Source organism: Caulobacter sp. HMWF025, from assembly GCF_003060965.1.
Lineage (GTDB): Bacteria > Pseudomonadota > Alphaproteobacteria > Caulobacterales > Caulobacteraceae > Caulobacter.
In genome coordinates, this window is sequence record NZ_QAII01000107.1 from 31,749 (window position 1) to 53,239 (window position 21,491).

Sequence of the window (21,491 nt, forward strand, 5' to 3'; positions counted from 1 at the left end):
AGGCGGGGGCCAATACCAAGCTGCTGTCCTGGCAGACCGTCACGGAGGCCATGCAGGTGCCGGCGGGCCAGGCCGCACCGGCTTCGGCGCCGTCGAAACTGGCCCTGGTCCGGGCCACGATGGAAACGCTGCCCGTCGCCAACGGCGGCGATGCGGCAGACGATCCGGCGATCTTCGCACACCCGACCGACCCCGCCAAAAGCGCCATCATCGCCACCGACAAGAAGGGCGGCCTGCTGGTCTACGACCTGGCCGGCAAGCTTCTGCAGTCGGTGCCCGACGGCAAGATGAACAATGTCGACCTGCGCAGCGGCTTCGTGCTGGGCGGCCGCCCGGTGACCCTGGTCGCCGCCAGCGACCGCACCCGCAAGGCCATCGCCCTCTATACGTTCGATCCGGAAACCCGGCTTCTGACCAGCGTCGCCGACGGACTGCAGGCTACAGGCCTGTCCGATCCCTACGGTCTCTGCATGTACCGCAACCGCAAGGGCGCGACCTTCGTCTATATCAGCGATCCCGATGGCCTCGTGCGCCAGTGGAAGCTGGTCGCCACGCCGACCGGCAAGGTGAAGGCCCAGCCGGTCCGCGATGTGAAGTTCGACACCCAGACCGAAGGCTGCGTCGCCGATGACGAGACCGGCGCGCTCTATGTGGCCGAAGAGGATGTCGCGCTGTGGAAACTGGGGGCTGAACCGGACGCCGGAACCGCGCGCAAGGCGATCGCCCGCGTCGCCGAAAATCCGGCCCTGAAGGATGATCTCGAGGGCGTCGGCCTCTACCGCCAGGCCGGCGGCAAGGGCTATCTCGTCCTCTCCAGCCAGGGCAATAACAGCTATGCCGTCTACCGGCGCGAAGGCGACAATGCCTATGTCGGCAGTTTTGCAGTGATCGCCGACGGAGCGACCGGCATCGACGGCATTTCGGAAACCGACGGCCTGGAGGTGACCAGTGCCTTGCTGGGCGCCGGTCTGGAAGCCGGAGCCTTCATCGCCCAGGACGGCCGCAATGTCTCGCCGCCCGAGAACCAGAACTTCAAGCTCGTGCCGTGGTCGGTGATCGCCGCGAAACTGGGGCTCTGAGAGCGGCCCCCGGCGACGGGGCTAGCCGCGCACGAAGATGTTGCGCAGCCATTGCGACCCGGCCTTTGCAGCCAGGCCCCAGTCGTCGTCCTCGGCCTGGGGCTTGTAGCTCCAGGGATCGAGAAGCTTGACCTTGGCCGCCCTGAAGCCCGCGCCCTGACGGGTCACCAGGGTCAGGCCGTGCTCAAGGGCCGTGGCAGCGATCAGGGCCTCGCGGCCCTCCAGCGGCAGGAGTTGGCCGCTGCGGCGGACCACGGCGGCATCGACCGCCAGGATACGCCCCTCGAAGGCCGGAAAGGCTTGGGTGTCGAGCCAGGTCCGCAGCACGCCCCCCGCAGCCCTGTCGCGGCGCAGAGTCTGCTCGACCGTGTTGTGCAGATCCAGCAGCGTCACCGCCGAGATGAACAGGCTGGTCCGGGAGATCCCCCCGGCCCAGGCCTTCAGTCCGGACGCCGCCGCCTCCGACCGGGCCCGGCGCAGGTCGAGGACGATGTCGGTATCGAGCAGATACATCAGCCCGCGCCCCGCCCCTTCCAGACATCTGGCAACCGTCCCGGCGAGACCTCGCCGGCCGCACCGTCGGGAAGGGCCAGCAGATCCACGATGCTCTCCCGCTCGCCGGTCAGCTTGAGATAGGCCTCAACGCTCAGCAGCACATGCGTGGCCTTGCCACGATCGGTGACGAAGACCGGTGCCGTGCGCGCAGCCCGCTTGGCCAGGCTGACATCCTGATTGAAGGCGCGACTGGTGATGACCTTCATGCGCCCGGCTCCGAAATGACAAGGCTGTCTTGTAGGTACGTTACTACATTGTGACTACGCCGCAACACCGAATTCGCCAGCAAAAACAATCGACTGAAGATCCGGAAAAAGCTCGCGCTCTGGACTTGCGCCATCGGACAAACTCTGGCCGTTTCGCCGCAAGCGTTCGGCCGACAAGGCCTGTTCCCGGGGGAAACCAAAGCGTGTCTGACATTCTCGACAGCGTCATCACTGTGGTCGGCAAGGTGCTGTCGGCGAACGGGCCGGCCACGCCCGCAGCGGCTCACAGCTACACGCCGACCGATTTCAGCGTTCACTTCTTCCTGCAGCTGGCCATCATCCTGCTGGCCTGCCGGGTGGTCGGCTGGCTGGGCCGGAAGCTGCTGGGCCAGCCCCAGGTGGTCGGCGAAATGATCGCCGGCGTGGTTCTGGGCCCGTCCCTGCTGGGCCTGCTGTTCCCGGCTTTCCAGGGCATGCTGTTTCCCAAGGAAACCAAGAACGTCCTCTATGTCGGGGCCCAGCTGGGTGTCGGCCTCTACATGTTCCTGGTCGGCACCACCTTCCAGGCCGATCACTTCAAGGCCAAGGCCAGGAGCGCCGCCAGCGTCTCCCTGGCGGGCATCCTCGCGCCATTCCTGATCGCGGTCCTGATCACCCCCTGGCTGCTCAAGGTGCCCGGCCTGTTCGCCCACGGCATCTCGCAGTTCAACGCCACCCTGTTCATGGGCGCCTGCATCGCCCTGACCGCCTTCCCGATGCTGGCGCGGATCATCAATGAGCGGGGCCTGGCCAAGACCTCGCTGGGCACCCTGTCCCTGACGGCCGGGGCCTTTGACGACGCGGTGTCCTGGTGCGTGCTGGCGGTCGTGCTGGCCACCTTCGGCGGCGGCCCCGGCGTGGCCGTTCTCGCCATCGGCGGCGGGCTGGCCTACGTCCTGTTCCTCGGCCTGTTCGGAAAGCGCCTGCTGGCTCCGCTGGGCCGGATGGTCGAACGCGAAGGCCAGATGAGCATGACGGTTCTGGCCATCACCATGATGGCGTTCTGCTTCTCGGCCTTTGTCATGGACGCCGTCGGCATCCACGCCATCTTCGGCGGCTTCGCGCTGGGCGTCGTCATGCCGCGCGGCAAGTTCGTCGAGGAGCTGAAGCAGAAGGTTGAGCCCCTGGCCGTCGTTCTGCTGCTGCCGATGTTCTTCACCTATTCGGGCCTCAACACCCGGATGGACATGGTCAACTCGCTGGAGCTGCTGGCGATCGCGCTCGGCATCCTGGTCGCCTCAATCCTGGCCAAGGGCGTGGCCTGCTATGCCGCCGCCCGCCTCGCCGGCGAGGACAACCGCACTGCCCTGGGCATCGGCGCGCTGATGAACTCCCGCGGGCTGATGGAGCTGATCATCATCAATATCGGCCTGCAGAAGGGCATTATCGGCCCGACCCTGTTCTCGATGATGGTGCTGATGGCCATCGTCACCACCGTCATGGCCAGCCCGCTGTTCGAGGCCTTCTATGGCAAGAAGGCCCGCGAGAGCGGCGAACTGGACGCGTTGCAGAAGTCGCCAGGCTGAGCCCGCCTGGTCCGGGATGGCCTTCAGGCCGTCCCGGGGGACAGGTCGCGGCCGGCCTGATGGATCTGGGCGATCAGGTCACGGTGGCCCGGCAGATCCGCAAGCGCCCGGTCGCTATAGGCCTGGATCCTGGCGAACAGCCGGTCCGCTGCCGGCGCATCAGGATAGGCGTTGCGCCCCGGCGACAGGTCGGTCCGGAAGCCCATGCCGTACAGGATGTACTGGTAGTTGAAGAAGGCGAAGGTCTCGAGATCAAGGATGAAGTCGTAGCGGCTGGGCGGACGATGCCGCCATTGCTCCAGCAACTCGACCAGCCGCACCGGGATCGAAGCCGGATCGGCATTGTCCCTCCAGAAGGGCTCGGGGCGCTGGCTCAGGCAGTAATGCAGCTTCAGGAAAGTGACGATGTTGTCGTAGCGCGCCGACATCAGGCTGTTGAAGCGCTGGGCCGGGGCGTTGACCGGACCACTGTGCGGAAAGAGCTCGGCGATGATCGCTACCGCCGCCTCGATCAGGACGACGCCGGTCGATTCCAGCGGTTCCAGAAAGCCCGCCGACAGGCCGACCGCGACGCAGTTGCCGACCCAGGCTTTCGGACGATAGCCGGCCGAGAAGGCCATCGACCGGATTGAGAGCTCCAAATCCTTTCCGACGTAGGCCTGAAGGACGGCACGGGCCCGGTCGTCGCTCATGTGACGGCTGGAATAGACGCAGCCGACCCCGCGCGCGCCGCTCAGCCCGATGTCCCACAGCCAGCCGGCCTCATGGGCCGTCGCGACGGTAAAGCTCTGCAGCGGCGCATCGGGCCGGTCATAAGGAATCTTGCAGGCCAGGGCGCGGTCGGCGAACAGCACGTCCTGCACTGAGCTGAACGGCGACTTCAGGGTCTGGCCGATCAGTTCGGCCCGGAAGCCGGTGCAGTCGATATAGAGATCCGCCTCGAGCCGGCAGTGCCCCCCTGCCGAGACGCCGGCAATGTCGCCCGTCCCGTCGACCTCCACCCCGGTCACGTGGCCCTGCAGGTGCCGGACCCCCAGTTCACGCGCCCGCTCGGCCAGCACCTGGGACAGCTTGATGGCATCAAAGTGATAGGCGTAGTTCAGCGGTCCGGCGAAGTCGTCTTCGTGGGGACGCTTGGGGGCCCGCTGGGCGGCGGCGACCCTGGCCTGAATGGTCATGGCCTCGGCGAACGGGGCCCGGGTGCGTTCGTCCTGTAGCAGCCAGTAGGGCGCAAGACTGCTGCCGTCGGTCGAAAACGGGGCCTCGAACGGATGGAAATACTGGTGCCGGCGGCCGTCTTCGGGTGCCCAGGCCCAGTCATCGAAGCGGATGCCCTGCTTGAAGGTCGCCGTGGTCTCGCGAATGAAGCGGCCCTCGTCGATCCCGAGGAACTGCAGGGTGTTGCGGATGGTCGGGAAGGTCGCTTCGCCGACACCGATGACCCCGACCTCGGGCGATTCCAGCAGGGTGATCTCCAGATGCCCCTGCTCGGCGATCCGGAGCGACCGGGCCAGATAGGCCGCCGTCAGCCAACCGGCCGTACCGCCCCCGACAATGAGGATGCTTCGCCTGCGCTCCATACGCCTTCATAGCCGCTTTCGCTGCCCGGAGCGCCTCGAAAGACCCGGACCGGCCTAATCATCATGAACCGCCAGGCCGCATCAACCCGCCCCGTGCTGTCAGGTCGATCCCGAAAAATGCCGCGAGCCCCCTTGCATCGATACGATTTCGATATATCTATCATTTCGATATAACGAAACAGGATCTAAAACATGTTTGGACGACATCATCACCACAGCCGCGATCGCGGCACCTTCGGGCGCGAGCCCTTCGGCTTTCACGGTCATCGCGGCCATGGCCCGGACGGACATCCCGGCCGGGGCCGCGGCGGGCGCATGGGCCGGTTCTTCGATCATGGCGATCTGCGCCTGGTGGTCCTGAAGCTGATCGCCGACAAGCCCAGCCACGGCTATGAGCTGATCAAGGACATCGAAACCGCCGCCGGCGGTGCCTACGCGCCCTCGCCCGGCGTCATCTATCCGACCCTGACCCTGCTGGAAGAACTCGGCTATGCCACCCAGGCCGAGACCTCGGGCAGCAAGAAGCTCTATGCCGCCACGCCCGAGGGCCTCGCCTATCTGACCGCCAATGCGGCGGCCGTAACGGCGATCTTTGCCCGCATGAACGCTTCGGCTTCCGGCAGCCAGGCCTTCTCGCCGCAGATCCTGCGGGCCCGGGAAAACCTCAAGACCGCCCTACGCTTCAAGCTGTCGGCCGGAGCCCTGACGCCGGAACAGGTCTCGGCCATTGCCCAGGCCCTGGACGCCGCCGCTGTCGCCATCGAGCAGGCTTGAGGCCCACCATGACCCGGCACCAGATCCAGAAGGTCCGGCACGAGATCCGCCGCCGCACCCTGACGGTCACCGCCCTCGAGGCCGTGACCCCGAAGATGCTGCGGATCAGCCTCGCCTCGCCCGAACTGACCGACTTCGTCAGCCTGGCCCCGGACGACCACGTCAAACTGTTCTTCCAGGATGAGGTCGGAGCGACGGTGATGCGGGACTTCACGCCCCGGGCCTTCGATCCGGCGAAGGGCACCCTGACCCTGGACTTTGCCCTGCACGAGTCCGGCCCGGCCACGGCCTGGGCGGCCTCGGCCGCCGTCGGCGACCGACTGGAGATCGGCGGACCCCGGGGCTCCTCGATCGTGCCGGACGACTTCGACTGGCTGCTGCTGATCGGCGACGAGACCGCCCTGCCGGCCATGGGGCGCTGGGTCGAAGGCCTTCGCGCGGGCCTGCCGGTCACGACCCTGGCCATCGTCGCCGCGCCGGAGGAACGCCAGACCTTCCAGTCCGCCGCTGCGCTGGACCAGATCTGGATCGTACGCGACGGCGGTGGCGATGACGCCGCCCAGCTGCGCCGGGCCCTCGACGCCCTCACCCTGCCCGCCGGCGAAGGCTTCGTCTGGATCGCCGCCGAGGGGGCGGTAGCCCGCGAACTCCGGCGCTATATGGCCGAGGATCGCGGTCACCCCCGGGTCTGGATGAAGGCCGCCGGCTACTGGGCCCGGGGCCAGGCCGATGGCGGCGGGCGGATCGAGGACTAGCCCCGCTCAGCCGGCATATTCGCTCTCGTCACAGGCCTCGAGCCGCGCCCGGGCCGGATCGAGGACCAGATTGGCCAGGGCCGCCGCCGCCAGCACCAGGGCCAGACCCGTGGCCAGCATGAAGCCATAGACCGCCCCGCCGAAGGCATCGCTGACCGCGCCCATGGCCAGGGGCGAGATGACGGCGCTGACGCAGGTGAAGAACAGGATCACCCCTGCCACCGCGCCATGCTCGGCCTTGGGGAAGACGCTGATCCCCTTGGAGTTTAGGGTCGGATAGACGATCGACATGAACAGGCCCGAGGCCGGCAGCAGGAAGACTGCCGCCTGGCGACCGCCGACCAGGGCTCCGACGAAACAGCCCAGGATCGCCACCGCGCAGATCGCCAGAACCACGGTCCAGCGCAGGCGGGCCAGCATCCAGGCGCCCAGGAACCGGCCCGCAGCGCGCAGGACGAAGAAGATCGACAGGGCATAGACCGCCATGAAGGCGGCCGGGCCGTCATAGCCGGCCAGCAGGGTCGGCATCCAGACATAGATGGCGGTCTCGACCCCGACATAGAGCATCGCCCCGAGGCTGAAGGCCAGGGCATAGGGATCGCGGCCGGCCCGCAGGACGCTGCGGAAATCGACCCGGGCTGCGGCATCAATCCTGGCACCCGGATAGCGGATGGTCAGGGCCGTCAGCATCAGCATCAGGCAGAGAACGCCGGCGATCACATAGAGCCACTTCCAGGATGCGCCGGACGCCAGCAGATAGGCGACGATCGCCGGGCCGATGATCGCGCCGACACCGAAAAAGCCCTCAACGGTGTTCATGGTGGCCGTGTGGTTGCGGGTCGAGGTCGAGATGTCGCCGATCAGGGCCAGCGCCCCGGTCTTGAACACACCGATCGCCGCCCCCGACAGGAACAGCAGCACGAGGAACGCCACGAACTGGCTGGTGAAGGCAAAGGCCAGGGCGGTGATGGCGAACACCGACAGGCCCAGGATGATCGTGAACTTGCGGCCCATGCGGTCAGCCAGGAAGCCCAGTCCCACTCCGCCCAGGGCGATACCGCTCATCGTGGCATAGTGAAACGAGCCGGCGGCCGTCATGCCCAGATCGAAGGTCTTGATGATTTGCGGGATGATCACCCCCACCGAGTCGGTGGTCATGGCGAACATCATGAACATCATGAAGGTCAGGCCCTTGATCAGGCCGATATTGCTGCCGCCTGTCGGGCGTTCCGTCTCAGACATCGCCATCTCCCCGCGCCGCATCTTGTGTGATGATCGTACCGATGCGCGTGCGGCGCGCCACCAGCTTGTCCCGGGCCAGGCCCGCAAGGGCAGCCCGCACCGTAATGCGGGATACGCCACAGCCGCGGGCCAGGTCCCGTTCAGTCGGCAGCCGGTCACCCGGCCGCAGGCGGCCGTCCCGGATGGACTGGACGATGGCCTCACGCAGCGACCGGTAGAGCGGACGCGGCAGCTGCGCGGCCGTCGGCAGGGCGATCACGCCCCGTCCCCCAGGCCCAGCGCGATCGCGCCCAGAATTCCGGCCCGGTCGCCCAGGGCCGGCGTCACCAGATAGGTCGCCAGGGCCTCCGGCGCGGCCAGGGCCTCGATATAGCCGCCCATCCTCACCGCCAGGGCCAGACGGGCGCGGTGCAGCAGGGCCGGGCTGGCGACGCCGCCGCCGACGATGATCGCCCGCGGCGAGGTGGTCAGGGTCAGGCTCACCGCCATCTGGGCCAGATAGTCGGCGACCAGGTCCCAGACCGGGTCATCCGGCGACAGAGTTTCCCCCGGCTGCCCGGTCCGCGCGGCCAGGGCCGGGCCGCTGATCAGGCCCTCCAGGCAGTCGCCATGGAACGGGCAGCTGCCGGCAAAAGGATCCCGGAGGGGATCGCGGCGGACCAGCAGGTGGCCGGCCTCCGGGTGCATCAGGCCGTGGGCCGGCCGGCCGTTGACGACGACCCCGACCCCGACGCCCGTGCCGATGGTCACATAGGCATAGTCCGCGAGACGCCGGGCCGCGCCCCAGCGCCCTTCACCGAGGGCCGCGCCGGCGACGTCGGTGTCGAAGGCCACCGGCACGCCGAAGGCCTCGGCCAGCGGGCGGGCGATGGCGGCACCGGTCCAGCCGGGCTTGGGGGTCTGCAGCACGCAGCCCCAGTCATCCGCCGCACGGTCCAGCCGGACCGGGCCGAAGCTGGCGATGCCGATGGCGTCGAACTGACCGCGCCGGGTCTCCAGAACCGCATGCACGGCCGCAAGGGTTTCAGCCGGGCTCGTGGTCGGGATCCGCACCGGCTCGGACAGGTCGTCCGGTCCCGATCCAAAGGCGACCAGCACCTTGGTGCCGCCCAGTTCAATGCCGGCGACGCGGGGCATCACGGGGTCACCAGCCAGGCCAGGCCATAGGCCGGAAGGGTCAGGGCGCCGCCACTCGGCGGGGTGCCGCCCAGCAGGTCCATCGCACCGACCCCAAAGCCAAAGGGCAGGTCCACGCTCACCGCCGCCCCCGAAAGGTTGGCGAGACTGAGAAAGCCCCGCGCGCCGCCGGTGCGTTCAAAGGCCAGAACCGGGGTCACGCCGAGATCGAGCGGCCGGGCCGGGCCAGCCACGCCATGCTCGTCTAGCATGCGGGCCTTCTCGGCCAGGGTGCGGAAGCGCTGGAACAGTCCACCCTCAAGGCTGGCCTGATCACCCCGTCGCCCGGCCAGCGACCAGTCCATCATCGGGCGATGAAGCCAGCGGCCGTCCCCCGCGCGCAGCGGATCATCCGCATACTGTGTATCATCGGCAAGGCCGATCTCGTCGCCCATATAGATCAGCGGCCAGCCGTCCAGACCGTGGATGATCCCGTACAGCAGGGCCAGACGCGCCGCCCCGGCCGAAGCGCCGTCTTCACCGGGTACGATCCCGGCCAGGGACGCGGCCATGCCGTTGGTCGAGGGCACGCCGCCGGCGGCGGTCTGGAAGGCCCGCCCCCGCGAGAAGCTCGGGTCCTGACCGCCATAGAAGCGCGACCAGCGGGCGAGATCCTCGTGCGGCGCATAGGTGGACAGGGCGTTCCAGATCACGTCGTCATGGCAGCGCACATAGTTCAGCCAGGCGGCCCGGGCAGGCTTGCCGGCCGAGGCTGACAGGCAGCGCCGGAAGATGCCGGCATCCTGGTCGGCCAGCGCGCCCCAGAGCGCAGTCATCACGCCGTTGTTGTAGGCCAGGTCGCAGCCGCCGCTGCCCTCGCCGAAGAAGGGCAGCACGTCTTCCAGGCTCTCGATGGCCTCGGCGACCAGCACCACGCCGGGTGCGATGATCGACAGGGCCGCGCGCCAGGCCTCAACGATGGCATAGGTCTGGGGCAGGTTCCGGCAGGTGGTTCCGTCCTGCTTCCAGAGGAAGGGCGCGCTGTCCAGGCGGAAGCCCTGCACGCCCTGGGCGGCCAGGTAGACCAGCACATCCAGCATCTGCGCGAACACCGCCGGGTTGGCATAGTTCAGGTCCCACTGGAACGGATAGAAGGTCGTCCAGACATGGCCGCCCATCTCGGGGCAAGGGGTGAAGCTGCCCGGGGCCGTGTCGGGGAAGACGTCGATCAGTTCGGCGTCGCGGCGGGCGGCCTCTTCCGGCGAGACCACGATGTAGAAGTCGCGATAGGCCGGATCACCGGCCCGGGCCGCAACAGCCCAGGCATGCTCGCGGGCTGTATGGTTGCAGACCACGTCGAGGATCAGGCCCATGCCGCGGCTCCGCAGGTCATCGGCCAGGGCCGAGAGATCCTGCATGGTCCCGAGCCGGGGATCGACCTGCCGGTAGTCCTTCACCGCAAAGCCGCCGTCGCTGTCGCCCTCGCGCGGCTCGAGCAGCGGCAGGGGATGCAGCCAGCGCACGCCCAGATCGGTCAGGTAGTCGAGGCGCTGCCGGACCCCGTTCAGGTCGCCGGCAAAGCGATCGACATAGAAGGTGTAGGTGGTCTGGCCGGATGCGCTGAGCCATTCTGGCCGGGCCTCGCGCTCGGCATCCAGAGCCTGCAGGACGACGGGCCGGGCTGCGGCGGCGGCAAGAACCGACTGGCGAAGGCGGGTGATGAAGTCCGTCCAGCGCAGATCCTGACCGTAGACGCCGGCCAGCCGGGATTGGATCGTCGGCCAGTGCGCCTCAAACCGCCGCCTGACGGCGAGGGCATGCGACAGCTCGCCCGGCGGGACGGTCGCGGTCAGAGAAGTCATGGACCCACTCACTTCAGAAAAAAGCCGCCGGACGCACAAGGCGTCCGGCGGAGCCCGCAGGGGTGGATTAGAAGCTGTAACGGAGCGTCGCGGTCACGGTCCGGCCGTTGATCGACCGTGCACGGATCGCATTGACGGTCCCGGCGGTGATCGCGCCCTCTTCAGCTTCGGTCAGGCCAACTTCGTCGAACAGGTTGTTGGCGTTGAGCGAGAGGCTGAGGCCTTCCGACACCTTGTATTCGGCGAAGGCATTGACCTGGGCGAAGGCCGGGAAGACCAGCTGGTTGTCGTCCTGGGCATAGGCCTTGTCGGTTCCGATCACGCTGGCACCGACCGTGACCTTGTCCCAGACATAGGTCGGGGCGACCTGGTAGATCCACTTGGCCTGACGGCGCGGCGTATTGCCGACGACGGCGGGGCTGAGCGCATCCTTGTCGATCGAGGCGTCGGTATAGGTGGCGCCGCCGGTGACCGAGAAGCCGCCGGTCCGGTAGCTGGCTTCCAGTTCGATGCCCTTGGCCAGATAGGTCCGGTCAAAGAACTTGCGGCTGGTGGCCTCGAAGTTCTGCTCCTCGGTCTTGGCCCAGAAGGCGGTGGCGAACAGGCCGAAGCCGTCGCGGCGATACTTCACGCCGGCTTCCATCTGGTCGACCATGTCCACGGCATCGGCCTTGGCCACCGAACCATCGGGCGCCACCTTGCCGAACAGCAGGCGGTCGGCATTGGCCCGGCCACCACGGCTGGCGCGGGCGAAGGCGGCCAGGTCGGGGTTGAACTGGTAGTTCGCGCCCACCGACCACGAGGTGTAGTTCCACTCATAATCGACCGGCGACGAATTGGCGTTGTCGATGACCGACACGCTGGCTTCGGTCGGCTGGATCACGCCGTCGCCGTTGACGTCGAAATTGGTCGCCTGCCGGGCCCCGGCATAACGGCCGCGGGCCTTGCCGCTGTCATGACGCAGGCTGGCATCGAGGGTCAGGGCCCCGACCTTGGTGCCCAGGCTCAGATACGGCGCATCGATGTCATAGGTGACGTCGTAGCGACGGGTGCAGCAGTTGCCCCAGAACGGTACCCCGTAGGCGACGAGGCCGCCCTGGGTCACCAGCGAACCGGCGCTGTTGTAGACGTTCAGCAGGGCGGCATTGTCGCCCTTCACTTCCATCAGGAAGGTGTTCCACAGCCAGTCCATGGCAATGGTCTGGCTGGACTTGTAGTAGCCGACCGTCACGTCGACCGGCGACAGGCCAGCCACGTCGAAGCTCCGTGACAGCTTCAGGTCGTTCATCGCATTGCCGAAATCATTGATCTCGACGTCGAACATGTGAACCCGCATGGCCAGACCGTTGCCGTTCAGGCTGGACGGCGCGGTGATCGACTGACCGGCCTTGGGGCCGTTGGCATAGCGCAGGGTCGCGCCGGTGCCGCCGATCGAGGTCGCCAGGCTCGAAGCCGTGGCCACCTCGGCCGGGAACGGCGAGACGAAGCGGCCCGAGGTCTTGGCGATCTTGAAGCGGTTTTCCAGGGTCCAGCCGCCGCCGACGTCGAACTTGGCTTCGGCGCCGAACTGCAGGCTATCGGGGTGCATGCCGTCCGAGACCTTGCTGATCCGGCGGTTGCCGTCGCCGTCCAGGCCCGGATTGGTCGACAGATAGATCGACTGGATGTCGTCATGGCTGATGTCGAACCCGGCGAAGGAGCCGATGCTGGCCTTGCCGTTGGTGCCCGTCGCCCGGACCGGCATCGGCAGATAGCCGACCGCGCGGTCATTCAGATATTTTGCGTTCAGGCGGATATAGCCGTTCTCGAAGTCCTTGGTCAGGTTGGCCTTGATCTGGCCGCCCTTCTCCGAGGTGTAGCCCGACTGACGCGGGCCTTCGCCGGCGCGGTAGAAGCCGCCGAGGTGGAAGCGCAGGGTGTCGCTGATCGGCGCGCCGTAGTCGAAGTCGAGGCGGGTATGATCGTAGCCCAGACCCTTGGTCAGGGCGACCGCGCCGCCTTCGGTTTCGCCGGTCTTGCTGATGAAGTTGATCACGCCGCCGGGCGAGTTCGAGGCGAAGGTCGAGGACGAACCGCCGCGCACCGACTCGATGCGGCTGACATTGGCGTCGGCGCGCAGGAAGATGTCGGCGTTACCGAAGGCGATGTCACCGAATTCCATGACCGGCAGGCCGTCTTCCTGCAGCTGCAGGAACTTGGCACCGCCCGAGGCGACCGGCAGGCCGCGCACGGCGATGTTGGCATTGCCTTCGCCGCCGGTCGATTCTGAACGGATGCCGGGCAGGCCGCGGAAGATTTCAGCCGTGGAGCGCGGGGCCTGGGCCTCGATCTGCTCCGAAGACAGCGAGCTGACCGAAACCGACGAGCTCATCTTGGTCACGCCGGCCCGCGATGCCGTTACCACCACGGCGTCCAAGGCCAGGACATCGTCCTTGGCGGCCTCGGTCGTCTGGGCATGGGCCGAACCGGCAGCCAGAAGCGCCAGGGCCGCACCGGCCATCAGGAATGTTTTGGTCCCCATCTCATTTCCTCCCGCTCGCGCTCATCCGGCGCTGATTGACGCATCCTGGGATCGGTCCCGGATGTCTGAGTTTGAAGAATGTCGATTATGCAATCGATTGCAAGAGCTATTTTTACCTTTAATTACCTCTGATGAGCGTTTCCCCTTGCTGTGTAAGGCAAAAATCGTTGCCGCGAAGGGGCGGCTCAGGTCTGCCGGACGACCAGTTCGGGGGCCATGAAGACCGAAGTGGTCGTCTTGCCCTCGATACGCTGGAACAGAAGTTCGACCATTTCGCGCGCCCCGCGATCGAGGTCCTGGCGGATCGTCGTCAGGGGGGGCCAGCTGTATTGGGCCACGGTCACGTCATCGAATCCCACCACCGAAACGTCCTCCGGCGTGCGCAAGCCGGCCTCGGTCATGGCCCGGATCGCCCCCAGGGCGATCACGTCGGATGCGGCAAAAACAGCATCAAAGGTCACCCCGGATGACAGCAGGTGATGGATGCCCTCGAGCTCGGGCTCGGCGTTGAAATGGGCCGGTGCGGTGAGGGCAGGCTCGGCGGGAATCCCGGCTGCAGCCAACGCCTCAAGATAGCCCTGGCGGCGCAGAAGGACCTCCGGGGCCTCTGGCAGCCCCAGAAAGGCGATGCGCCGACGACCGAGCTTGAGCAGGTGCTCCACGGCCAGGCGAGCACCGGCGACGCTGTCCACGCCGACTGTGCAATAGTGCCGGTCGGGCACGTCACCGCCCCAGACGACAAGTGGCGCATAGGAGTCGGCGACGGCGTTCAGGGCCTGGTGCTGATCGCTCTGCCCGATGACCAGCACGCCGTCAGAGCGGTTGGACTGGATGATCCGCTCCAGCCAGCCCGGAGTCGGCGACATGACCTTGGTCAGCAGGACTTCATAGCCGCGCAGGGTGATCTGGTCGGCCAGCCGGCCGACCATTTCCAGGAAGAAGGGGTCGGAGATCAGCTGATCCTTGTCGTGGCCCAGGGGGATGACGACATTGATCGTGTTGGTCCGCTGCAGGCGCAGGCCCCTGGCCTGCTGGTTGACCACATAGCCCTGGGCGCGTGCGAGGGCGACGATGCGCTCCCGAAGGGGTAGCGGAATCAGAGGATTGTCAGCCAGGGCCCGGGACACCGTCGAAGTCGACACGCCGGCCATCTTGGCGATATCGGCCATCTTCAGGCGCGGCTTGGGGGTCACGGTTCTGGACTTCATCCCGGCAAGATAGGACAGCCGATAGGACGGAGACCATCCCCAAAGTCATTGGAAAATCCGGCCTTTTCGGTCCAGACAGGAGATCGGCTACCGGAGGGTGTGATTTTTTGGCCGATACAGTGCAGAGGCCAACGGCCCGGCGGTGCCCGGGCCTTGCCAGGACCACGGAGGGGCAAGCTTGATCAGCAGGCGATTTGAGGCCCTGGATGGATGCCGCGGCCTCGCCGCGCTGGTCGTCCTGGCCTACCACGTGTTCGCCTACGCCCATCCAACGGGGCCGCTTTCCGGGGGCTATCTGGCCGTCGATCTGTTCTTTGTGCTGAGTGGTTTCGTCCTCGCCCACGCCTATGGCCCACGGCTGCAGGCGGGACTTTCCCCCGCCCGCTTCATGGGCCTGAGACTGGCCCGGCTATGGCCCGCTTACGGCCTCGGCATCGCTGCAGCCGTGACGATCGCGCTCCTGACCACCCGCCCTGCGGGACTTTGGCAAGCGACTCTGACCGCCCTGCTCTTTCTGCCCTTTCCCCAAGACCTCGGACAGGGCCCCTCCCTGTTTCCCCTCGACCTGCCGGCGTGGTCGCTGTTCTTCGAACTGGCGGCGAACCTCACCTACGCCCTGCTGCACCGGTTCCTGACGGTCCGTCGGCTGCTCGCCCTTCTGGCCCTGGCCGTCATCGGACTGATCATCGTTGCTGTCCGGGCCGACGGCCTGCATGCCGGCTGGGCACCGGACAATTTTCCTGGCGGTGCACCCAGGGCGGCGTTCGGCTTCTTCGCCGGGGTACTGATCCAGCGGCTCTGGCCGGCGGGCCTGAAGCCGGCATCCGGGCCGGTCCCGGCGCTGATCGGACTGGCGGCCCTGTCCGTCCTGTTTGTCCCGGTCGCGGTGCCGCTCAGGCCCGTCTTCGATGTCCTGGTTGTCGTGCTCGTCTTTCCGTTCAGTGTTGCCGTTCTCTCTGCAGCCAAGCTGCCGACCGGGCTGGGAAAAGTCACGGCGGCGATCGGTCTGATCAGCTATCCGCTCTATGTCCTGCACATGCCGTTCATGCCCTGGCTGCGCGCCTGCCCCCTCGTCGTGCTGCCGGTCCTGCTGGTGGCGAGCTACCTGGTCGGACGTCTGGTCGAGCCCCCGCTCAGGGCCCGGCTTGAGCGGGCCCTGAGGGTCTGAACGCAAGGGCTCTAACGCAGGTCGAGCACCGCTACGGCCCTCGACGGCAGAACCACGGTGAGGGTGTCGCCCTTGAGGGTAGCGCCCTTGAAGGCCGTCGGCTTCACCACTTCGGGCGCGGCAAAGGTGTTGTGCGACGCCATGGTCGGCGCGGTCAGAATCCGGCCCTCGACCGCCTTGCCGGTCACACCGCTGAGTTTGACCGTCACCGTCGCCGGCTTGTTGGGATCCAGATTGACCAGGGCCAGATGGATGATCCCCGCCGCATCACGGCCGGCTGACGCCGTCACGGCCGGAACGCTGGCCTTGCCCAGCGTGTAGGCAGGACTGCTGACCTCCACTGGAAGGGCCGTCGCCCCCTGGAAAGGCCTGTACAGATCATAGACCCAGTAGGTCGGGGTCAGGATCATCTTGTCGCCGTCGGTGAGGATCATGGCCTGCAGCACATTGACCATCTGGGCGATGGCCGTCAGGCGGACCCGCTCGGCATGCTTGTGGAAGATGTTCAGGGTCGCGGCGGCGACAACGGCGTCGCGCATCGTGTTCTGCTGATACAGGAAGCCGCCGTTGGTGCCGGGTTCGACGTCATGCCAGATCCCCCACTCGTCGACATAGAGGCCGACGCGCTTTTCGGGGTCATACTTGTCCATGATGGCGCTGTGCCGGGTGACCAGTTCGTCCATGCGCTGGGCCTGGACCATGGTGTCAGCCCAGGCCTGCTCGTCAAACTGGGTGGCAGAGCCCTTCTTGCCCCAGTCCCCGGTCGGGATGACGTAGTAGTGCAGGCTGAGGGCGTCCATATGGCGGCCTGCACCGGCCATCAGGGTCTCGGTCCACTTATAGTCATCCGCACCCGGACCACCGGCAATCTTGCTGGTCTTGGTCCCGGCTGGAACACGCACGAAGGCTGCGAAATTACGGTAGAGGTTGGTGTAGTGCTCGGCGGTCATCTCGCCGCCACAGCCCCAGTTCTCGTTGCCGATCCCGAAATAGTCGAGCTTCCACGGCTCCTTGCGGCCATTGGTCCGGCGCAGGTTGGCAATGGTCGAATTGGTGGGCGAGGTCAGGTATTCGACCCACTCGGCCATTTCCTGCGGACTGCCGTTGCCGACGTTTCCGGCCACATAGGTCTTGGCACCGATCAGTTCGGCGAAGTCCATGAACTCGTGAGTCCCGAAGGCATTGGTCTCCTCGACCCCGCCCCAGGTGACATTGACCTTCACGGGGCGTTTGTCGCGCGGCCCGATGCCCTCGCGCCAGTGGTAGTCATCGGCAAAACACCCGCCCGGCCAACGGACCAGCGGCACATGCAGGGCTTTCAGCGCCGCGACGACGTCGTTGCGATAGCCCCGGGTGTTGGGGATCTTGCTGTCTTCCCCGACCCAGATGCCCTCATAGATCCCCCGACCCAGGTGCTCGGCGAACTGCCCATAGACCTCCGGTGCAATCCGGGGCCCGGGCTGGTCGGCCCGCAGGGTGGCCGCCACGCTGGTCTGGGCCAGGGCCGGCGACGCCATCAGCAGGGTCGCGGCCAGACCCGACAGCAGGGCGAGTTTCAGGGCTTTCAGCATAGGGTCTGTCCTCCAGGACGGTGCCTTTCCGGCCCCTGTCCTCCTGGTTTCAGGTCTAGTGGTTGTCGCGCGGCAGACCCTTGGTCTGGGCGATGCGCTGGTACTTGACGGCAGGCTCCAGCACTGCGCCGGTCTCGAGCTGTCCGACCAGCGACCGCTGGATCTCCTGCCAGGGTGTCTGGCTTTCGGGATAGGCATAGCCGCCGTTCGCCGCGAGCAGGACACGGCGGGCCACGACCTCTTCGGGGGTAATCAGCACATCCACCCGCGACTTGCGCAGATCGACCCGTACGCGGTCGCCCGAGTTCAGCAGGGACAGTCCCCCGCCGGCGGCGGCCTCGGGTGAAGCGTTGAGGATCGAGGGCGACCCGGAGGTCCCGGACTGACGGCCGTCGCCGATGCAGGGCAAGGCGCTAATCCCGCGGCGCAGCAGATAGTCCGGAGCCCGCATGTTCACGACCTCGGCCGCGCCCGGATAGCCGATGGGGCCGGCTCCGCGCATGAACAGGATGCTGCGCTCGGTAATGCCCGTGGCCGGATCATCAATGCGGGCGTGGTAGTCCTCGGGCCCGTCGAACACGACGGCCTCGCCTTCGAAGGCATCCGGATCATCGGGGTTGGACAGGTAGCGATCCCGGAATTCAGCGGTGATGACACTGGTCTTCATGATTGCGGAATTGAACAGGTTGCCGCGCATCACCACGAAGCCCGCACGCGCGACCAGCGGCTTGTCGAAGGGCCGGATCACCGCCTCGTCGTCAATGGCGACGCCGCCGCAGGCCTGGCCGATGGTCTTGCCCGACACGGTCAGCGCATCCTCGCGGATCAGGCCCTGGCCCATCAGCTGATTGACCACCGCCGGGACACCACCCGCCCGGTAATAGTCTTCGCCCAGATACTCTCCGGCCGGCTGCAGGTTGACCAGCAGGGGCACGTTTTCGCCATAGGTCTGCCAGTCGTCGACCGTCAGCTCGACGTCGATGTGGCGCGCCAGGGCATTCAGATGGATAGGGGCATTGGTCGAGCCGCCGATCGCCGAATTGACGACCACCGCGTTCAGGAACGCATCGCGGGTCAGGATGTCGGAGGGCTTGATGTCCTGCTCGACCAGCTCGACGATCCGCAGGCCCGTCTCATAGGCATTCTGCTGCCGGTCGCGATAGGGTGCCGGAATGGCGGCCGAACCCGTGAGCGACATGCCCAGGGCCTCGGTCAGCGAGTTCATGGTGGTGGCCGTACCCATGGTATTGCAGTAGCCGGTGGACGGGGCTGAACTGGCCACCAGCTTGATGAAGCCGGCGCGGTCGATCTCGCCGGCGGCCAGCAGCTCGCGCGCCTTCCAGACGATGGTCCCCGAGCCCGTGCGTTCACCCTTGTGCCAGCCGTTCAGCATCGGCCCCACGGAAAGGGCGATGGCCGGAATGTTCACCGTCGCGGCCGCCATCAGGCAGGCCGGCGTGGTCTTGTCGCAGCCGATCGTCAGCACGACCCCGTCGATGGGGTAGCCATACAGGGTCTCTACCAGGCCGAGATAGGCCAGGTTTCGATCAAGCCCGGCCGTCGGCCGCTTGCCGGTTTCCTGGATCGGATGGACCGGGAACTCCAGAGCGATCCCCCCGGCCGTCCGGATGCCCTCGCGCAGACGCTCGGCCAGCACGATATGATGGCGGTTGCAGGGGGACAGGTCACTTCCCGTCTGGGCGATGCCGATGATCGGCCTGCCGGACTGCAACTCTTCCAGAGACAGGCCGAAGTTCAGATAGCGCTCCAGATAGAGCGCGGTCATGTCGGCATTGTCCGGATTGTCGAACCAGGCGCGCGAGCGAAGGGCGCGGGGCGGTACGGCGGCGGAACTCATGGCGGTCCTCGGGGCGGCGGCAGAGAAGCAGGCAAATGCAGGAGTCGGCCACATTGCCCCGGCTCAAATCGCCCGAGACACCCTTCGCCTGTATTTGTCTGACTAAACCGGCTGATCTATCCGGTCAACGCCGAGACACCGCCCTGGACAACTCTAGGCCTCCGGGGCGATGGCTGCTCGCGTGTCATCAAGGGCGAGGCCAACGAGTCGCTCCATGGCCTCGCGGGCCTGGTCAGGTCGTCCGGCGGCGATCGCATCGAAGACCTTCCAGTGGTCAGGGACCGGATCGCGCGGAAGCTCGCGCTTGCGCTGTTTGAAAATCGTCGTCCAGCGGACCGCTGCACCGATGCTGCTGCTCAGTGAAAAAAGCGCTGCATTGCCGGTCGCCTCCAGGACCGTATCGTGAAAGTCGCGGTCCGCCGCCTGACCCTGCTCGGTGGTCAGGGTATGCTGCTGCATGAGGATCAGCGCCTGCCGCATATGCTCCAGCTGGACTTCGTCACGCCGCCCGGCGGCCAGGGCGGCCGCAGCAGGCTCCACGATCATTCTCAACTCAAACAGGCCCTTGAGAAAGGCCTCGCTGGGTTCGGCCTCGAAGAACCAGGCTAGGACCTCGGGATCCAGCAGGTTCCAGCGCGCCTGAGGGCTGACCCGGGTCCCGGTCTTGGGCCGGCTCTCTACCAGCCCCTTGGCGGCCAGAATCCGGATCGCTTCGCGATAGGCACTGCGCGAGACATTGAGCGCCTCGCTGGCGTCGATCTCGTTGCTCAAAATGTCGCCCGGCGCATGCTGGCCCGAGACAATCGCTACACCCAGCGTCCGGGCGATCGACCCATGCAGCCGGCCGGGATTACCCGCAACCACAGTTCCGGCGTCAGTCCTGGCCTTTGCGCTCTTCGTCTGCACGCCCGCTCCTCGTTCGCCTCCGGACCCAGCCCGGCGCAGTCTGCCTGCAACGGGACAGTAGCGAGACGCCTGACCGGGTGCCACGCAAATCCGGCTCGGCCACACCGGGGTTTGACAGCCCGCAGCCTTGCGTTATTTGTCCGAGTTAATATCCGGCCCAACGTAAGAGACAGAGCCTCATGGTGCTTAGGTTTGTGCAACTGACGACGACGGACGGCGACCGGGCGCTGGCGGCGATCAATGATGTGGGCCTGTCCCGCCGGGTCGAGGTTGCCGATACCCTCTATGATCTGGCCCAGGCTGCCCTGGCGGCGGGAGCCAGCCTGGCCGAAGCGGCCCAGGCCCAGCCCTTCGGGCCGGAGATGGATGTCGGCCTGGCCCTGGCCGAAGGTCGCGTTCTGGCGCCGATCGATCACGCCGATCCCGCTCACCTGATTCTGACCGGAACGGGCCTGACCCACCTCGGCTCGGCCGAGGGGCGCGACAAGATGCACAAGGCGGCCCAGGCCGGTACGGCGGGCGACAGTGCGGCCCTCACCGACTCGATGCGCATGTTCCTGATGGGCGTCGAAGGCGGGAAGCCGGATCACGGTGCCGCCGGTGTCCAGCCCGAATGGTTCTACAAGGGTGACGGCAGCCATATCGTCAGCCCGGGCGCGCCCCTGCGCTCGCCGGCCTTTGCCCTGGACGGCGGCGAAGAACCCGAGATTGCCGGGATCTATCTGATTGCGCCCGACGGTACCCCTTGTCGTCTGGGCTTCTGCCTCGCCAACGAGTTCTCCGACCACATCACCGAACGCGGCAACTATCTGTGGCTGGCCCATTCCAAACTGCGCCAGGCCGCGCTTGGCCCGGAACTCTTGACCGGCGACCTGCCGGACGATGTCCGGGGCGCCAGCCGCATCCTGCGCGACGGTGCCGTCGTCTGGGAAAAGCCGTTCCTGTCCGGCGAGGGCAACATGTCCCATGCCATTGCCAATCTGGAGTACCACCACTTCAAGTATGGCCTGTTCCGGCGCCCCGGCGACGTGCACGTCCACTTCTTCGGTACAGCAACCCTGTCGTTCGCCGACGGTTTTCAAACCCGGCCCGGGGATGAGTTCGAGATCATGGCTGCGCCGTTCCACTATCCGGTCCGTAACCGGCTAGAGGTCAGCGAAGTGGAATCCGTTCGGATCCGCAAACTCTGAAAAAGTCCGCGAAAAGGTCATTTCGACGGCAATGTTACCGTTAGCATTGTCACGCGGACGGCTTATATGTGCGATCCTTCCTTCGTCTGAACCAGCGAGAACCCGATGTCTGAAGCCGCGCTGCGGGCCATCAACCCCGCCACCAACGAGGCCTTCGGCCCGTCCTTCGCCGAGCCGGACGCCGCCGCCGTCGCCGCCGCCTGCGCTGCCGCCGCTGCGGCGTTCGACCTCTATCGGGAAACCGAACCCTCGGCCCGGGCGACCTTTCTGGAAGCCATCGCCACCGAGATCGAGGCCATCGGCGACGTCCTGATCGAGACGGCCATGGCCGAGAG

Annotated in this window: 19 protein-coding genes and 1 pseudogene; 7 read left to right on the plus strand and 13 right to left on the minus strand. The window is 66.7% G+C overall.

Annotated elements, in window-relative coordinates; translation table 11 throughout:
- A partial coding sequence (locus DBR10_RS20045; RefSeq protein ID WP_233243392.1) for a phytase occupies positions 1–1,079 on the plus strand: 1,079 nt, incomplete at its 5' end.
- Between the two features lie 21 nt (positions 1,080–1,100).
- Here the strand turns inward: DBR10_RS20045 and DBR10_RS12110 are convergent.
- Together DBR10_RS12110 and DBR10_RS12115 are read right to left on the minus strand one after the other, a co-directional pair.
- Positions 1,101–1,592, minus strand: coding sequence for a PIN domain-containing protein (locus DBR10_RS12110; RefSeq protein WP_108505253.1), 492 nt, complete (start codon positions 1,590–1,592; stop codon positions 1,101–1,103).
- Positions 1,592–1,840, minus strand: coding sequence for a type II toxin-antitoxin system Phd/YefM family antitoxin (locus DBR10_RS12115; RefSeq protein WP_108505254.1), 249 nt, complete (start codon positions 1,838–1,840; stop codon positions 1,592–1,594). Before DBR10_RS12115 ends, DBR10_RS12110 begins: the two co-directional genes overlap by 1 nt.
- A 203-nt stretch (positions 1,841–2,043) precedes the next feature.
- Here DBR10_RS12115 and DBR10_RS12120 point away from each other — a divergent pair, with 203 nt between their 5' ends.
- Positions 2,044–3,405 carry a cation:proton antiporter gene (locus DBR10_RS12120; RefSeq protein WP_108505255.1) on the plus strand — a complete coding sequence of 454 codons (1,362 nt, stop codon included), beginning with the start codon at positions 2,044–2,046 and terminating at the stop codon, positions 3,403–3,405.
- Between the two features lie 23 nt (positions 3,406–3,428).
- On the opposite strand, the gene DBR10_RS12125 is transcribed toward DBR10_RS12120, so the two are convergent.
- Positions 3,429–4,985: a tryptophan halogenase family protein gene (locus tag DBR10_RS12125; RefSeq protein ID WP_108505256.1), complete on the minus strand. Its 1,557-nt coding sequence runs from the start codon at positions 4,983–4,985 to the stop codon at positions 3,429–3,431.
- 192 nt (positions 4,986–5,177) lie between these two features.
- Between DBR10_RS12125 and DBR10_RS12130 the strand changes: the two genes are divergently transcribed.
- Entirely contained in the window at positions 5,178–5,759 is a 582-nt protein-coding gene (locus tag DBR10_RS12130; RefSeq protein ID WP_177486251.1) for a PadR family transcriptional regulator, read from the plus strand.
- Positions 5,760–5,767: 8 nt separating this feature from the next.
- Complete coding sequence (locus DBR10_RS12135) at positions 5,768–6,514, plus strand: siderophore-interacting protein (protein WP_108556366.1); 747 nt, start codon at positions 5,768–5,770, stop codon at positions 6,512–6,514.
- A gap of 6 nt (positions 6,515–6,520) precedes the next feature.
- Here DBR10_RS12135 and DBR10_RS12140 read toward each other — a convergent pair whose 3' ends face one another.
- From DBR10_RS12140 to DBR10_RS20485, 7 genes and pseudogenes are all read right to left on the minus strand, one after another.
- Positions 6,521–7,756 carry an MFS transporter gene (locus tag DBR10_RS12140; protein WP_233243393.1) on the minus strand — a complete coding sequence of 412 codons (1,236 nt, stop codon included), beginning with the start codon at positions 7,754–7,756 and terminating at the stop codon, positions 6,521–6,523.
- The gene (locus DBR10_RS12145) at positions 7,749–8,015 is read right to left on the minus strand and encodes a GntR family transcriptional regulator (RefSeq protein ID WP_199223556.1); all 267 of its coding nucleotides are present in this window, start codon (positions 8,013–8,015) and stop codon (positions 7,749–7,751) included. Before DBR10_RS12145 ends, DBR10_RS12140 begins: the two co-directional genes overlap by 8 nt.
- Positions 8,012–8,893 carry an ROK family protein gene (locus DBR10_RS12150; protein ID WP_108505258.1) on the minus strand — a complete coding sequence of 294 codons (882 nt, stop codon included), beginning with the start codon at positions 8,891–8,893 and terminating at the stop codon, positions 8,012–8,014. Before DBR10_RS12150 ends, DBR10_RS12145 begins: the two co-directional genes overlap by 4 nt.
- A complete protein-coding gene (locus tag DBR10_RS12155) occupies positions 8,893–10,734 on the minus strand; it encodes an alpha-amylase family glycosyl hydrolase (RefSeq protein WP_108505259.1) in 1,842 nt (613 codons plus the stop codon). Before DBR10_RS12155 ends, DBR10_RS12150 begins: the two co-directional genes overlap by 1 nt.
- 67 nt (positions 10,735–10,801) lie before the next feature.
- A complete protein-coding gene (locus tag DBR10_RS12160; RefSeq protein ID WP_108505260.1) occupies positions 10,802–13,255 on the minus strand; it encodes a TonB-dependent siderophore receptor in 2,454 nt (817 codons plus the stop codon).
- Positions 13,256–13,440: 185 nt separating this feature from the next.
- Entirely contained in the window at positions 13,441–14,298 is an 858-nt protein-coding gene (locus tag DBR10_RS12165) for a substrate-binding domain-containing protein (protein ID WP_369831710.1), read from the minus strand.
- Between the two features lie 3 nt (positions 14,299–14,301).
- Positions 14,302–14,463, minus strand: a pseudogene (locus DBR10_RS20485) (LacI family DNA-binding transcriptional regulator); the annotation flags it as partial.
- A gap of 178 nt (positions 14,464–14,641) precedes the next feature.
- Between DBR10_RS20485 and DBR10_RS12170 the strand changes: the two are divergent.
- Entirely contained in the window at positions 14,642–15,631 is a 990-nt protein-coding gene (locus DBR10_RS12170) for an acyltransferase family protein (protein ID WP_158272217.1), read from the plus strand.
- An 11-nt stretch (positions 15,632–15,642) separates the two neighbouring features.
- On the opposite strand, the gene DBR10_RS12175 is transcribed toward DBR10_RS12170, so the two are convergent.
- The 3 genes from DBR10_RS12175 to DBR10_RS12185 all read right to left on the minus strand — a co-directional run bounded on the left by DBR10_RS12175 (position 15,643) and on the right by DBR10_RS12185 (position 19,966).
- The gene (locus DBR10_RS12175) at positions 15,643–17,202 is read right to left on the minus strand and encodes an alpha-N-arabinofuranosidase (RefSeq protein WP_108489776.1); all 1,560 of its coding nucleotides are present in this window, start codon (positions 17,200–17,202) and stop codon (positions 15,643–15,645) included.
- Positions 17,203–17,257: 55 nt separating this feature from the next.
- A complete protein-coding gene (locus DBR10_RS12180; RefSeq protein ID WP_108505261.1) occupies positions 17,258–19,060 on the minus strand; it encodes an IlvD/Edd family dehydratase in 1,803 nt (600 codons plus the stop codon).
- Positions 19,061–19,213: 153 nt separating this feature from the next.
- Complete coding sequence (locus tag DBR10_RS12185; protein ID WP_108505262.1) at positions 19,214–19,966, minus strand: FadR/GntR family transcriptional regulator; 753 nt, start codon at positions 19,964–19,966, stop codon at positions 19,214–19,216.
- Positions 19,967–20,145: 179 nt separating this feature from the next.
- Here DBR10_RS12185 and araD1 point away from each other — a divergent pair, with 179 nt between their 5' ends.
- Both araD1 and DBR10_RS12195 read left to right on the plus strand, forming a co-directional pair.
- Positions 20,146–21,156, plus strand: a complete 1,011-nt coding sequence (gene araD1 / locus DBR10_RS12190; protein WP_108505263.1) for an AraD1 family protein — start codon at positions 20,146–20,148, stop codon at positions 21,154–21,156.
- A gap of 105 nt (positions 21,157–21,261) precedes the next feature.
- Positions 21,262–21,491: aldehyde dehydrogenase family protein (locus DBR10_RS12195; RefSeq protein WP_146187843.1), on the plus strand; the 230-nt coding region annotated here is incomplete at its 3' end.